Here is a 13,354-nt window from a genome sequence, read left to right as displayed (position 1 = left end):
CTCGCAGCGGAGTGGGCCGAAACCCACGCGTCGGCGGTGCTGGTCAAGTCGTCAGCTACAAACTGGCACGGATCGGGTCGACTGTCCGCGTCTTGCGTGCATGCGGGTGTCCGTCGCCAGCCGAACGGTCGAACCGGCGCTCCGCACGGCTCGACGGGTCCCCGCACGGTGGCCTCATGATGGTGGAGTGCGACGCCTCAGCACATGGCGCGTCCCACGGCGCAGCGCCTCCACCCGGCCCGGCCGCACCGCGCTGACCAGGGAAGTGTTCTGGTTCGTCGTGATCGGCGCCGCCTCCACGGTGGCCCAGGCCCTGCTGTACTGGGTTCTGTGTCACTGGTCGCCGCCCATCCCGGCCACGCTGGCCACCCTGGTCGCTGCGGACGGATCAACCTGGCCTACCCACGCGCCGTGAAGTGTGATCTTCAAGGCTGCGTGTCGTCTTGAGCGTGTCGTCTCCGGCCAGCACTTCCGTGCTTCGCGCCCCGCCTCGCACGCTCTGCCGGCGCGCTCGGCCGCCCGGCGAATCTTGGACCTGGGATCACCCAGTCCGAGAGAGGGGAAGCTCATCAGGCAGCGTGCGCGGCGTGCTCCCGGTGCGACCGTCTGGCTGCACGACTACAGCCTCTGGCTGGTCCCGGGCCTCCTGCGCGCGCCCCGGCCCGACCTGTATATCGTGCTATTCCACCACCCCCTTCCCTCCTCCGGGCATCTTCGCCACTCTGCCGGTGGCCGCTACCGTTGCTCCGTCCTCTTCCCAGGACGGGTTCACCGCTCTCGGCGGACGGCGAGCAGGGCCGCATCGTCGGTCAGGCCACAACCGACGTAGGCCCGCACGTCCACGAGGAGATCGTCCAGCAGGGAGTCCGGATCCCCGTGCGGCATCGCCGCCAGGCGCTGGGCGAGCGGATAGAACCGGCCGGCCGCGTCCCGGGCCTCGGCCACGCCATCCGTGTAGAGCAACAGGAGGTCGCCACGTTCGAAGATGAGCGACCGGGCGTGATAGGTCCCGCCGACCAGATCGAGCAGGGCCAGCGGCGGTGCGTCAACGGGCGGCTCCACCGCGCTGACCTCACCGGCGTGGCACAGCAACGGCGGCGGGTGCCCGCAGTTGACCACGACCGCCGGTCCCGGCCCATCGGGGACACCGACCAGCACCGCCGTGACGAACTCCTCGATCGCCGGCCGACGGGCGAGCGCCGAGTCCAGCCGCCTGGCGACCTCCGCCAGATCCGGCTCGGCCCGGGCAGCCTCACGGAACACCCCGAGCACGTCGGCAGCGGTCTCCACCGCGCCCAGACCCTTGCCGCACACGTCACCCAGCAACAGCCGCACCCCGTACGGAGTACGCATCACCTCGTACAGATCCCCACCGATCCGCGCCTCCGCCTCCGCCGCCACATAACGCACCGCGACCACCAACGGCCCCACCCGCCGGGGCACCAGGCGCAGCAGCGCCCGCTGCGCCGCCTCGGCGACCGTGCGCACTCTGGCCAGCTCCCGCTCCTGGGTCGCCACCACGATGACATTGGCGCAGCTGAAGAAGGTGATCACGATCACCGTGGCCGCAGCGGTCACGTGGACGACCAGAGGAACTTCGCTGTCGTAAAGTGCCAGACCGGCAACGATGACACTGGCGACCATCCCGGCCGCCAGTGGGACCGTGGCCCGGCGAGTACCCGCGCCCGCCACCACCGGCACAGCGGCCAGGATCGGGGAGAACGTGACATCGGGCCCCGTCACGACATCGGCCAGCACAGCCATCGTGACCAATGCGTAGCCGGCGAAAGCGAGCCTGCGCGACCACCTGGGCAGGAACGGTGGCGGACGCCATGCTCCCCCGTTCAAGACAGCAGACACCGGACTGCCCTCCATAGTCGAGCTCTCCCTCTCTCCAGGGTCAATCGCTGTCGGCTCTCCCGCGACAGCGTTCCCGAGGGAGCCGCCACGCGCCTGACACCGGTGACGCCGCCGAGGTGCTGTCAGCCCCCACGCCACGGCCCAGCGACCGAATGCGCGGCCGAGGAACGCGGCGGTGCCTCCACGAATGCGGACCGTCACTGACAGTCACGCGCATCCACGGGTTCAACGAGATTGGACTGGCCTGCCTGGACCATCAGTGGGCGGGAGGCCGTTCCCGCCCATCAACCACCTTCTCCTCGCCCAGTTCCTGGTAGAGGTGGCCGGCACGACGGCCGACCGGTACGTCACCCGACACGTCATCGAGCGCGGCAGGCTCTGGCACACCGCGTTCCCGCCGGGCCGATGCACCCCACCGTCTCGTTCCTCTCCCAGGAGGGAAATCCTCGACTACGGCTCTTTGGCCCGCACCCGAGGGGGCGCTGGCCAGAGCGTCTTCCCGGGTCACGGTGGCGCCGTCTGGGGCGGTGGCACGCTCACCGTGATCCGTGCCGACGGCAACCGGCAGGTATCCGTCGCGGTGAATCTGCGGAGGTGGAACACGCTCGACTCCGCCGGTAAGCCGCAATTCCCGTCCTCTCGATGGCGCCCTTGCGTCCGTACCGCGTGGCGATGTACGGCTGACGGACCGAGTCGGAAATCGGTGGAGTCGGCCCCACCCCGACCGGGAGCGGTCGACAGCCCCGCTGACTGTGCAGCGCGGCGACAGCCATCTGAAACACCTCGCAGAGGCAATGGGTTCAGTTGACCGGCAGTTCGTCGTTCTCCTGTCGGGAGGCTGTGCCGAGCAATGTACGTGCGACGTCTTCCAGCGATCCGAGCAGCGGGTTGGGGTCGTCAGCGCGCGTGACGAGCACGACCTCGCAAGGATCGATGTCGATGACGGGCGCCAGGGCGATGTCCTCGCGCACAGCAGACCGGTGAGCGCCCGGGCGGACGAGAAAGGTGGCGGCGTAGACGGCGCTCGCGGTGGCCATGATGGCGAAGCTCGGGGGCAGTTCGGGCGCCTCGGCGCTGAGCAGCAGGCCGCCCCACATCTCCGCGACGGCGAGGGCGGCGGACAGCGCGAGGGCGCGGAACGGCCGGTCGGTGAGCCGGATCGCCGCCCCCGCCGGGGCCGCGAGCAGGCCGAGCAGCAGCAGCGAGCCGACCGCCTGGGTCGCCTCTCCGGCGCAGGCGCCGACCAGGGCCAGGAAGGCGAAGCCGAGCACCCGGGTCGGGACGCCGCGTGCGGCGGCCACGGCCTCGTCCAGGGTGGCGAACAGCAGCGGTCGGGCGATCAGCAGCACCGCGACGCAGATTCCGGCCGCGATCAGCACCGCGAGCGTGGTCTGGCCGCTGCTCAGCCCGAAGATGGAGCCGAAGAGCACGCTGGTGCCCGCACCGCCCCGGGCGGCACTGCGGGAGGTGGTGTAGATGGTGAGGAAGAATGCGCCGAGCCCGAGGATCCAGGCGAAGACGCTGCCGATGACCACGTCGTCCGGCCGTCCCCGGCGGCCGAGTCCACCGAGCAGCAGGCCGACGCCGATGGTCGCCGCGAACAGGCCGAGCCGCAGGTCGTACCCGCCGGCCAGGGCCGCCATCGCCCCGGTGAAGGCGACGTGGCTGAGCGCGTCACCCGTGAAGATCTGCGCGCGCAGCACCAGGAAGTAGCCGACAAGACCGGACGCCAGCGCGATGAACGTCCCGGCCAGCAGGGCGTGCTGGAAGAACGGCTGGGACAGGACGGCGGTCATGCCGCACCTCCGATCGGAACAGGTACCCGCGCCCGGTCGAGCAACTCCCGTCCCAGGCGCAGCAGGTGGGCCAGGACGTAGCCGGTGAAGGCGAAGGCGGTCACGAAGAAGCCGAGCGGGTAGGGCTGGTAGTAGGCCGCGATCAGGCCGGCCCAGCAGGCGGCCAGACCGAGCAGGACCGACAGCGCCAGACTCAGGGCGGGCCGGGCGGTGAGCTGTTGGGCTGTGGCAGCCGGTATCACCATCAGCGCGAACACCAGCAGCGTGCCGGTGATCTGGCTCGCCTCGGCGGTCGCCGCCCCCAGCAGCACCAGGAACAGCGTGGACAGCAGCCGCACCGGGACCCCGCGCCCGGCTGCCACCTGCGGGTCCACGGAGGCGAACAGCAGGGGCCGTCCGATCACCGCCAGGACGGCGAGCACCGCCGCGCCGACGATCGCCAGGATCACCACCTGGCCGGTGGTGATGCCCAGGAAGTCACCGAACAGCAGCGCCGTCGGCCCCTCCAGCAGGCCCTTGTACAGGCTGATGAACAAGTAGCCGCAGGCCAGCGCGAACGCCTGAACCGTCCCCGTGACGGCCGACTCCTCCGCGCCGCTCTCCCGGCCCTTGCGCCCGAGCCCCGCGATGACCAGCGCGGCGGCCACGCAGAAGCCGAAGTACCCCAGTGAGAGGCTGAACCCGGCCAGGGTGGCCAGGGAGGCGCCGGGGAAGGCGGCCACCGACAGGGTGTGCCCGGCGAAGGTCTGCCGGCGCAGCACCATGAACCAGCCCACGACCGCGCAGACCACCGCCACGACCAGCCCGGCCCGGAAGGCGTTCACCATGGACAGGTAGGACCACATGTCCTGGAAGTCGTTCAGCAGGTTCCAGGAGAAAACCGGCGACGCGGCGTCAGAGGCCAGTTGCATGGCCGCCTCCCGTCCCGTGGTCGGCGTGCCGGTCGCTGTGCAGCGCGGGAGCCTCGGGCTGGCCGACCACGACCAGCCGACCGCCGCTGGTGCGCAGCACCTCGACGGGCGTGCGGTACAGGCGGGTCAGCGTCTCGGAGGTGATCACCTCGGCCGGTGTCCCGGCAAGGGCGCCGCCCTCGGCGATGTAGACCACCCGGTCGAGGTGGTGGAGTATCGGGTTCACGTCGTGGGCGACCATCACCACCGACACTCCCTCCTGGTGACAGATCCGGCCCAGCAGCGCGGTGATCGCGCTCTGGTTGGGCAGGTCGAGACTGTCCAGGGGCTCGTCCAGCAACAGGACCTGCGGACGCCGTATCAGCGCTTGGGCGATCAACAGGCGCTGCTGCTCACCACCCGAGCACTGGCCGATCGGCCGGTGCGCGTACCCGGACGCGCCCACCAACTCGACCACCTCCGCGACCCGTTCACGGGCCGCCCGCCGCTTCGCGCGGCCCAGGCCCGGGACGGGGATCCCCCACCGATCCCCGTCCAGACCCAGCCGCACCACATCGACCCCGCGGATGCGCACACTCGCGTCGAAGCTGCGCCGCTGCGGCAGATACCCCACGGCCCCGTTGTGCGCGCCCGGCGCCCCGCCGAGCACCCGCACCTCCCCGGCCGCCGCCGGCAGGACCCCGAGCAGCACCTTCACCAGGGTCGACTTACCGACCCCGTTGGGGCCGAGGACAGCGGTGAACTCCCCTGCCCCAACGGTCAGATCAACACCCGACCACAGGGTCCGCCCGCCCACCCGCACGGCCGCCCCGCGCAGCGACAGCACCGGCTCTGCGACCGGTGACGACTCGGGGACCGGGGCCACGTGGCCCGCGTCCGATCGGACCTTCTCGGTCGGGTGGATGCTCACTTGCCCGTCGCCGCCTTCAGCGCGTCCGCGATGCCCTGCAGCTGCTGGGTCTGCCAGTCCTGGAAGGTGGCGTTCGCGGGGACGAGGGTCTCGGTCACGGTCGCGACCGGGATGCCCTGCTTCTCGGCCGCGTCGACCTGCGCGGCCACGTCGGGGGTGGAGTTCTGGGAGTTGTAGACGTAGACCTTGATCTGCTTGCCGCTGATCTGCTGGTCGATGGTCGCCTTGTCGGCCGCGCTCGGGTCGGTGCCCTCGCTCATCGCGTCCAGGAAGGTCTCCGGGGTGAGCATCTTCAGCCCCAGGCTCTCGGAGAGCGGCGTGACGATCGACTCGGAGGCGCCGATCGGGGTGCCCGCGTACTTCGCCTTGATGTCGGCTTCCAGCTGGTTGTACTGCGCCAGCGTCTTCGTGGCGAACGTCGTCTTCTGCTGGTCGAAGTAGGCCGCGTCGGCCGGGTCTATCTTCTTGTAGTCGGCGGTGATCTGGTCGATCACCTTGTTCACGCTCTCCGCCGAGTACCACTGGTGCGGATTGTCGCCCTCCTTCTTGCCCAGCAGGTCGCCAACCTTGAGCGCGGTGCGGCTGCTCGCCGGGTTGGCGGCCAGCAGCTTGTCCGACCAGGCGTCGTAGCCGATCCCGTTGGTGACCACGTAGTCGGCGCCCGCCACGGTACGGCCGTCGGCAGCGGTGGGCTCGTAGGAGTGCGGGTCGGTGTCCGGGTTGGTGATGATGCTGGTCACCTTGACGTGGTCACCGCCGAGCTGGGTGGCGATGCTGCCCCAGAAGTTCTCCGCCGCCACTACCTGGACGACCTTGCTGCTCCCGCCGCCCGCCGAGGTGTCCGAGCTGCTGGTCTTCGCGGTCGAGGAGGTGGAGCAGGCGCTGGTGGCCGCGAGCGCGGCGACGGCGGCCGCGCTCAGGACGAGCCGGACGGAGGGTCTGCGGACGGGGCGGGGCTGGACGGCGCGCATGGCGTGGGTACTCCTCAACAACCTGCGGACCCCGCGAAGGGCCCGGCTCTGCTGGACAGGAGAAACGCTAGTCGGAAATGATTTTCAACATCAAGACCGATCGGCGTTGAGATGAAAATCATTACCGAACTTTGACTCCGTACGCGGCCAGGCAAAGAGCGAGCCATGCCACCAGCCACCTCCGGTACGCTTCCGCCCCACCCCCGCCGAGCAGCAACTGGCCCCCGGAGCCCGAGAGCCGTGACCGAAGAGACCACCACCGCCGAGCGGCCGGCCGCCGCCTCACCCGGGTACGACCATGAACCCGAACGGACAGGCCCTGGCCGATGGCTGGGCCTGCTGGCGCGCATCGTGGTCGGCCTGGTCGTGGCCGGCTTCTGCCTCCCGATCATCGGCATGGCGGCACTCGTGGTGGTGCCCGACCTCCTCGACGCCCCCGCCTTCCAGGCCTGGCGCACCGTGCTGGTCGCCGTGGCGCTCCAGGGGATGCCGTTCCTGCTGCTCGGAACGGTGGTGTCGGCTGCGATCGGCGCCTTCGTCCCGGCCCGGGTCCTCTCCCGGCTGCTGCCGGGCAACCCCGCGCTCGCCGTGCCGGTCGCGGGCGTGGCGGGGGCGATCCTGCCGGGATGCGAGTGTGCCTCCGTACCGGTCGCCGCCAGTCTGATGCGGCGCGGCGTGGCGCCCGCGGCAGCACTGGCATTCCTGCTGTCGGCACCCGCCGTCAACCCGGTCGTGCTGGTCGCGACCTCGATCGCCTTCCCGGGCCGGCCGGAGATGGTGCTCGCGCGGCTGCTCGCCTCCCTCGCCACGTCGATGATGATGGGCTGACTGTGGATCCGGGCGGGCCGCCCCGAGTGGCTGCGACTGCCACCCGCCACTGCGGACCACGAAGGAGGCGGCAACCGTGTGGACGCCTTCCGGCACGGACTGCAGCACGACTTCCTGCACGCCGGCGGGTTCCTGGTCCTCGGCGCGGCGGCCGCGGCGACCTTCAACGTCGCGATGCCGCCCTCGGTCCTCCACGCGTTCGCGGGCTCCCCGTGGCTGTCGGTGGCACTGCTCGGCGGACTGGCGGTGATCCTCTCGATCTGCTCCGAGGCGGACGCGTTCGTGGCGGCCTCGCTCGCCGGGTTCTCCTCCACCGCCCGGCTCGCCTTCATGGTGGTCGGGCCGATGGTCGACCTCAAGCTGATCGCCCGGTACGTCAAGGAAGGGCTCCGGCCGTTCCTCGTCATCTGCGGCGCCGTCCTCGTCCTGCTGGGCGTGGCCGACGCCCTCCTCCGTCTGCGCGGCACCGCCGCCGAGGCCGACACCGGACACCCAGGACACGACAAGGACGACGACCACGGCCACCCCCACGACCACGGACACGGACACGGACACGCGCACGCCGGCTCGGGCCTGAGGACCGCCTGGCTGCTGACGGTACCCGCAGTGCTGCTGCTCGTCGCGGCCCCTCCGGCGCTCGGCTCCTACACCGTCGCCCGCGACGGGTCCGGCGCGATCGCCAGGCGGGCCGACTTCCCCCCGCTTCCCCCGCAGGGCACCCTCGCCCTCTCGCTGACCGACTTCACCACCCGCGCCGTCTGGGACGACAAGGAGTCCCTCAAGGGCCGCACCGTCCGGCTCGAAGGATTCGTCACGCCCAAGCCCGGCGGAATGTGGCAGCTCAGCCGGGTCATCGTCAGTTGCTGTGCCGCCGACGCCCGGGTGGTGGACGTGGAGATCCACGGCGTCGGCACCCCACAGGCGAACACCTGGGTCACGGTGACCGGCGTGTGGCGGCCCGCCGCCGGAACACGGGTGCCCGCGCTCGACGCCACCGGCCTGACGGTCATCCCCCAGCCGAAGAACCCCTACCGGGATGCCCCACCGGATCCGGACACCCGGACGAGGAGCCGGACCGAGCCCACGTGCGGCCGGCCCGCCGCGCCTTCCACGGGGCGGCCCGACAACCGCCTGGCGGGTTTCAGGACTTGAATGTCAGCAATCCGCGCTCGTAGGCGCGGACCAGGTTGCGCGGTACCAGGTGCTCGCGGCCGTCGACGGTGATCGGTACCAGCTGGGGCGTGGTCGCCTTCCACTGGGCTCGGCGGTGGCGGGTGTTGCTGCGGGACATCTTCCGCTTGGGTACGGCCATGAGGGCTTCCTCCTGTGTTGTGGTGGTGGCTAGTTGAGGTGCTGGTGGTCGTGATCGTCCTGGAGGGCGTACTCGTCCCACTCCGAGAACGGGTCCTCGAAGGCCGTCCAGGCGCGCGGTCCGGCCGTGTGCTCGGCGTCGTCCAGGAGACAGTGGGTGAGCGCGGCGCGCAGTTCGTCCTTGCGGAGCCCGGTGCCGATGAAGACGAGTTCCTGGCCGCTGTGCGCCTGTTCGTCGGTCAGTCCGGTCAGCGTGGTGAGGCCGGTCCGGCCGGTCGCGGCTGAGCGCATGCCGGAGGGTTCGAAGCGGGCGACGGAGCCTGCCTGGGACCACAGACCGGTGACGGCCAGCCGGGAGGCGAGCCAGAAGAAGCCCTTGGAGCGCAGTACCGTGCCGAACTCGCCCGTGTCGAGGCGCTCGCTCACCAGCTCCCAGAGCCGGCCGGGGTGGAAGGGGCGTTCGGCGCGGAAGACCAGGCTGGTGATGCCGTACTCCTCGGTCTCCGGCACGTGGTCGCCGTTGAGTTCGGCAACCCAGCCGGGGGCCTCCTGGGCCTTGGCGAGGTCGAAGAGGCCGGTGCCGAGGAGTTCGGCGGGCGGGACGCGGCCGCCGGTCGCGCGCACGATACGGGCGGCGGGGTTGAGGCGGCTGAGCGCGGCGGCGAGGCGGTCGGTTTCGTCGAGGGCGACCAGGTCGGTCTTGTTGAGGACGAGGACGTCGGCGAACTCCACCTGGTCCATCAGCAGGTCGCTGACGGTGCGTTCGTCGTCCTCGTACTGGTCCAGGCCGCGTGCGGTCAGTTCGTCGCCGCCGCGCAGTTCGGGCAGGAAGCCCGCGGCGTCGACGACGGTGACCATGGTGTCCAGGCGGGCGACGTCGCCGAGGGTGGCGCCGTCGTCGCGGGAGAAGGCGAAGGTGGCCGCGACCGGCATCGGCTCGGAGATGCCGCTGGACTCGATCAGCAGGTAGTCGAAGCGTCCGGCCCGGGCCAGACAGTCGACCTCCTCCAGCAGGTCGTCGCGCAGGGTGCAGCAGATGCAGCCGTTGGTCATCTCGACGAGGCGCTCCTCGGTCCTGGAGAGGGCCCCTCCGCCCTCCCGAACCAGCGCGGCGTCGATGTTGATCTCGCTCATGTCGTTGACGATGACCGCGACCCGCAGGCCCTCCCGGTTGTTCAGGAGGTGGTTGAGCAGGGTGGTCTTGCCCGCACCGAGGAACCCGGACAGAACGGTGACGGGGAGCCTGACGTCGGTCGGGATCTCGGTGGGGACCTCGGCCGGGTCTGACAGCAGCTGCTCGGTCATCGTGCGGCCTGCTGCGAGCCGGAGCCGTACGGGAGCAGCGCCATCTCGCGGGCGTTCTTGATGGCCCTGGCCATCGCTCGCTGCTGCTGAACGGTGAGGCGGGTGACGCGGCGGCTGCGGATTTTTCCGCGGTCGGAGATGAACTTCCGCAGCAGATTGGTGTCCTTGTAGTCGATGTAGGTGATGCGGGCCTCGTGCAGCGGGTTGGGGCGAGGCCTGCGGTCCTTGCGGGCGGCAGCGATCTTGGCCACGGCGGGTTCTCTCCGTCAGGTCAGTGCAGGTCGGAAGGTTCAGGCGACCGGGTCGAGCAGGTCCTCGAAGGCGTCCGGCATGGCTTTCCAACCGGGCTCTCCGGCCGCGAGTTCGGCATCGGTGAGCAGGCAGGAGTCGAGCAGTCCGGTGATCCCGTCCACGTCCAACCCCTCAGCGGTGAAGCTCAGTTGCTGGATCCGGTCGCCGTGGACGGAGTCCCAGTCGAGGGCGGCGGCGGCCCGGCGCGCGGGCGGGTAGAGCTCCCACACCGCATCCGGCAGCGAGACCAGCCACGGCCCGCATTCCTCCACCGCGAGGTTGGCCCCGGCCGCGTCCCAGGCGAGCATCAGGTCAGGGCGGTTGGCGAGCCAGAACCTGCCCCGGCTGCGCTGCGCGGCCGGGACGAGCTGCTCCAGCGCCTCGTGCAACCGGGCCGGATGCAGCGGCCGGCGCCGCTCCCACACCAGCGTGGCCACCCCGGCTTCGTCGGCCTCCTGCGGCAGCAGGGCCAGCGCCGGGTTGACCCGGTCACGCGCGGCTGCCACGTCGAAGCCCGCGAGCGCCGCGCGGACGAGTGCGCCGGTGCCCAGCCGTACGGCGCGGGCGGTCGGGTGGAGCTGGCGCAGCATCGCGATGCCGGCGTGCAACTCGGGCGTCCCGCCGGCCTGGTCGGCGTGGGAGACGGCCAACACGTCGGCGTACTCGATCTGGTGGGCGAGCGCCTCGGCGACCGTGCGGTCGTCGTCGGCGCAGGTGTGCAGGTGGTGCTCGGAGAGTTCGTCCGAGACCGAGAGTTCCGGGACGGCCCTGAGCGGGTCCACGGCGGTGACCACGCCGACGACCTCCACCACCTCGTGCATGCAGCAGTCGCCGACCTCACCGCCCGCGATGACCTCGACCAGCGGGTTCGGGTCGCTGCCGCCCCACAGCTCCACCACCGCAAGGCGGTGGCGTCCGGCTTCGGCGATCCGCAGCAGTTCGGGCAGCAGGTCCTCGCGCAGCGCGCAGCACGGGCAGTCGTTGGTGAGCGGAAGGTCCGCCCCGCCGAGTGGACCGGACGTGTCCCAGACTCCCCGGTACACGCGGCCCTCGCCCGCACGGGTGAGGTCGTGGTGCAGGACCACGGCGCCCTCGTGGTCGGCGAGGAGCTCCAGGACGGCCTGGCGGCGCTCGGCCTCGTGGAGCCCTCCGACCACCACCACTGGCAGCAGGCTGGGTTGGGACACCGGTTCTTCCTTCCTGAGGACACCGCACCGGCGTGAGCCGGTGGAACAGTTTGGGGGTCACGCCCCGGGCCACGCGGCCCGGGAGAGATCGCGCGGCACGGGACGCGACCGGCTTGTGGGTGGGGTGTTACCAGCTGGCCTTGCGGACTCCGGGGAGGAATCCGGCGTGTGCCTGCTCGCGCAGACCGATCCGGGAGAGGCCGAAGGCGCGGAGGTAGCCGCGGGGGCGGCCGTCGACCGCGTCGCGGTTGCGGACCCGGGTGGCGCTGGCGTCGCGCGGCTGGCGCTGCAGCTCGGCCTGGGCGGCGAGGCGGTCCTCGGGCGAGGTCGCCGGGGCGGCGATCAGGCGCTTGAGCTCGGCGCGGCGCTCGGCATGGCGGGCGACGATCACGCGGCGCTGCTCGTTCTTGGCGATCTTGCTGCGCTTGGCCATCAGACCTTCTCCCCACGGGCGCGCAGCCGGGTGACGGCCTTCTCAATGCCGAGCTTGTCGACGGTCTTGATGCCCTTGGCGCTGAGCGTCAGCCGGACGAACCGGTTCTCGCTCGGCAGCCAGTAGCGCTTGGCCTGGATGTTGGGGCCGAAGCGGCGGCTGGTACGGCGGTGCGAATGGGAGATGGCGTTGCCGAACCCGGGCTTTCGGCCGGTGAGCTGACAGTGGGCGGACATGGCGACTCCGTGTCGGTCAGGACGGCGGCGGACGGGAATGCCGAACCCGCCGCGAACGTTGGCCCGACACTAACAGTAGATGAAAACGAAAACCATTACGCTAGGGTGAGACCCGCCTCGTCACGACACGCCCGAAAGGACACCGATGGCCCGCAACGAACTGCGCCCGATCATCAAGCTCCGCTCCACCGCAGGAACCGGCTACACCTACGTCACCCGCAAGAACCGCCGCAACGACCCCGACCGGCTGGTCCTGCGCAAGTACGACCCCGTCGCCGGCACGCACGTGCCGTTCCGCGAAGAACGCTGACCCCTCCCCACAACCCCTCCGGAGATCACCATGAAGTCCGGCATCCACCCCGAGTACCGCCCCGTCGTCTTCCGCGACAAGGCCGGCGGCCTCGCCTTCCTCACCCGCTCCACCGCCACCAGCAACCACACCGTCGGCTGGGAGGACGGCAACACCTACCCCGTCATCGACGTCGAGATCTCCTCCGCCAGCCACCCCTTCTACACCGGCACCGCCCGCGTCCTGGACACCGCCGGCCGAGTCGAGCGCTTCCAGCGCCGCTACGGACTCGCCGGCACCAGGCCCGGCACGGCGAGCTGACCTCGCACCAACTCAATCGGCACATCCGGGAGGAGTGAGAGATGACCGCGCAGGGCAGGCCGCGCCGGCTGCCCGTCACCGTGCTCGGCGGCCTCGTCACCGTCGACGCCGCCCGCACCATGGCCGGCACCGGGGAAGCAGAACGCTCGATCCCCGGCATCGCGCTGGCCGCCATGTCCCTGCTCGTGATGCCCGTTCTGTCAGCCGCCCAGCGCAAGGCCGGGCGGGAACTGGGCTCGGCCTCGGCGGTCGCGGACTCCAAGCAGACTCTGCTGTGCACCTACCTGTCCGCGGTGCTGCTGGCCGGACTGCTCGCCAACGCCGCCCTGGGCTGGTCCTGGGCCGACCCCCTCAGCGCCCTGGTCATCGCCGCCGTGGCGGTCAAGGAAGGCCGCGACACCTGGCAGGGAAAGGGCTGCTGCGCGACCCCAACCGACGCCACCGACACTTGCAGATGCACCCCCGGATGCGCCTGCTGCGCATGAGCCCGGCCACGCAAACAACCGGAACGGTGACCATGCGGATCCACGTGGCCGCCGGCAGGGACTCGTGACCGGCCGCCGCTGGGGAATTCCGGCCGCCTGACCGCTATCAACCCTCACCGGTCGCCATCATTCCGGGCATCCCCGGCATGCTCGAGGGCCTGCGGGACAGGTACGCCGCGCGGACGCGTCAGGTGCGAAGGTCGGTCGCATCCCGGCCGAC

General features: G+C 71.0%; 15 protein-coding genes and 2 pseudogenes. 6 read left to right on the top strand and 11 right to left on the bottom strand.

The features are described from left to right. Window positions 1-187: 187 nt before the first annotated feature. Window positions 188-415 (top strand): hypothetical protein, encoded by a 228-nt coding sequence (locus ACIOJE_RS18970; protein ID WP_280682334.1) that lies wholly within the window; start codon window positions 188-190, stop codon window positions 413-415. Window positions 416-418: 3 nt separating this feature from the next. Continuing rightward, window positions 419-829, top strand: coding sequence for a trehalose-6-phosphate synthase (locus ACIOJE_RS18965; RefSeq protein ID WP_400777380.1), 411 nt, complete (start codon window positions 419-421; stop codon window positions 827-829). Here the strand turns inward: ACIOJE_RS18965 and ACIOJE_RS18960 are convergent. The 5 genes from ACIOJE_RS18960 to ACIOJE_RS18940 form a co-directional block, all read right to left on the bottom strand. Then, window positions 769-1,764, bottom strand: coding sequence for a PP2C family protein-serine/threonine phosphatase (locus tag ACIOJE_RS18960; RefSeq protein WP_280682333.1), 996 nt, complete (start codon window positions 1,762-1,764; stop codon window positions 769-771). The two genes, ACIOJE_RS18965 and ACIOJE_RS18960, sit on opposite strands and share 61 nt — an antisense overlap. Before the next feature lie 896 nt (window positions 1,765-2,660). Continuing rightward, a complete protein-coding gene (locus ACIOJE_RS18955) occupies window positions 2,661-3,656 on the bottom strand; it encodes a metal ABC transporter permease (RefSeq protein WP_400777378.1) in 996 nt (331 codons plus the stop codon). Then, window positions 3,653-4,567: a metal ABC transporter permease gene (locus tag ACIOJE_RS18950; protein WP_280682328.1), complete on the bottom strand. Its 915-nt coding sequence runs from the start codon at window positions 4,565-4,567 to the stop codon at window positions 3,653-3,655. The genes ACIOJE_RS18955 and ACIOJE_RS18950 overlap by 4 nt, the downstream gene beginning before the upstream one ends. Then, entirely contained in the window at window positions 4,551-5,477 is a 927-nt protein-coding gene (locus ACIOJE_RS18945) for a metal ABC transporter ATP-binding protein (protein ID WP_400777376.1), read from the bottom strand. Before ACIOJE_RS18945 ends, ACIOJE_RS18950 begins: the two co-directional genes overlap by 17 nt. After that, a complete protein-coding gene (locus ACIOJE_RS18940) occupies window positions 5,474-6,448 on the bottom strand; it encodes a metal ABC transporter solute-binding protein, Zn/Mn family (RefSeq protein ID WP_400777374.1) in 975 nt (324 codons plus the stop codon). The genes ACIOJE_RS18945 and ACIOJE_RS18940 overlap by 4 nt, the downstream gene beginning before the upstream one ends. A 396-nt stretch (window positions 6,449-6,844) precedes the next feature. On the opposite strand from ACIOJE_RS18940, the pseudogene ACIOJE_RS18935 reads away from it, so the two are divergent. After that, window positions 6,845-8,428: pseudogene (locus ACIOJE_RS18935) on the top strand (TIGR03943 family putative permease subunit). Here ACIOJE_RS18935 and rpmF read toward each other — a convergent pair. From rpmF to rpmB, 6 genes are all read right to left on the bottom strand, one after another. Continuing rightward, window positions 8,418-8,588, bottom strand: a complete 171-nt coding sequence (rpmF, locus tag ACIOJE_RS18930; RefSeq protein WP_400777372.1) for a 50S ribosomal protein L32 — start codon at window positions 8,586-8,588, stop codon at window positions 8,418-8,420. The pseudogene ACIOJE_RS18935 and the gene rpmF overlap by 11 nt on opposite strands. 29 nt (window positions 8,589-8,617) lie before the next feature. Beyond that, entirely contained in the window at window positions 8,618-9,892 is a 1,275-nt protein-coding gene (locus ACIOJE_RS18925) for a GTP-binding protein (protein ID WP_400777370.1), read from the bottom strand. After that, window positions 9,889-10,134, bottom strand: coding sequence for a 30S ribosomal protein S18 (rpsR, locus tag ACIOJE_RS18920; protein ID WP_400777462.1), 246 nt, complete (start codon window positions 10,132-10,134; stop codon window positions 9,889-9,891). Before rpsR ends, ACIOJE_RS18925 begins: the two co-directional genes overlap by 4 nt. Window positions 10,135-10,182: 48 nt before the next feature. After that, window positions 10,183-11,370 (bottom strand): GTP-binding protein, encoded by a 1,188-nt coding sequence (locus tag ACIOJE_RS18915; protein WP_280682310.1) that lies wholly within the window; start codon window positions 11,368-11,370, stop codon window positions 10,183-10,185. Between the two features lie 127 nt (window positions 11,371-11,497). Then, window positions 11,498-11,803 (bottom strand): 30S ribosomal protein S14, encoded by a 306-nt coding sequence (gene rpsN, locus ACIOJE_RS18910; RefSeq protein ID WP_280682308.1) that lies wholly within the window; start codon window positions 11,801-11,803, stop codon window positions 11,498-11,500. After that, window positions 11,803-12,039, bottom strand: coding sequence for a 50S ribosomal protein L28 (gene rpmB, locus ACIOJE_RS18905; RefSeq protein WP_280682306.1), 237 nt, complete (start codon window positions 12,037-12,039; stop codon window positions 11,803-11,805). Before rpmB ends, rpsN begins: the two co-directional genes overlap by 1 nt. Window positions 12,040-12,184: 145 nt before the next feature. On the opposite strand from rpmB, the gene rpmG reads away from it, so the two are divergent. From rpmG to ACIOJE_RS18890, 3 genes and pseudogenes are all read left to right on the top strand, one after another. Next, window positions 12,185-12,349 (top strand): 50S ribosomal protein L33, encoded by a 165-nt coding sequence (gene rpmG, locus ACIOJE_RS18900; protein ID WP_280682304.1) that lies wholly within the window; start codon window positions 12,185-12,187, stop codon window positions 12,347-12,349. 30 nt (window positions 12,350-12,379) lie between these two features. Beyond that, a complete protein-coding gene (locus ACIOJE_RS18895) occupies window positions 12,380-12,649 on the top strand; it encodes a type B 50S ribosomal protein L31 (RefSeq protein ID WP_280682302.1) in 270 nt (89 codons plus the stop codon). An 83-nt stretch (window positions 12,650-12,732) separates the two neighbouring features. Then, window positions 12,733-13,134 (top strand): annotated as a pseudogene (locus ACIOJE_RS18890) (cation transporter); the annotation flags it as partial. Window positions 13,135-13,354: the final 220 nt, after the last annotated feature.

Origin of the sequence: Kitasatospora sp. NPDC087861 (assembly GCF_044742585.1) — a bacterium.
In the GTDB taxonomy this organism is placed as follows: Bacteria; Actinomycetota; Actinomycetes; order Streptomycetales; family Streptomycetaceae; genus Kitasatospora.
The sequence above is the reverse complement of the archived record's forward strand: the minus strand, read 5'-3'. Positions and strand labels throughout refer to the sequence as shown.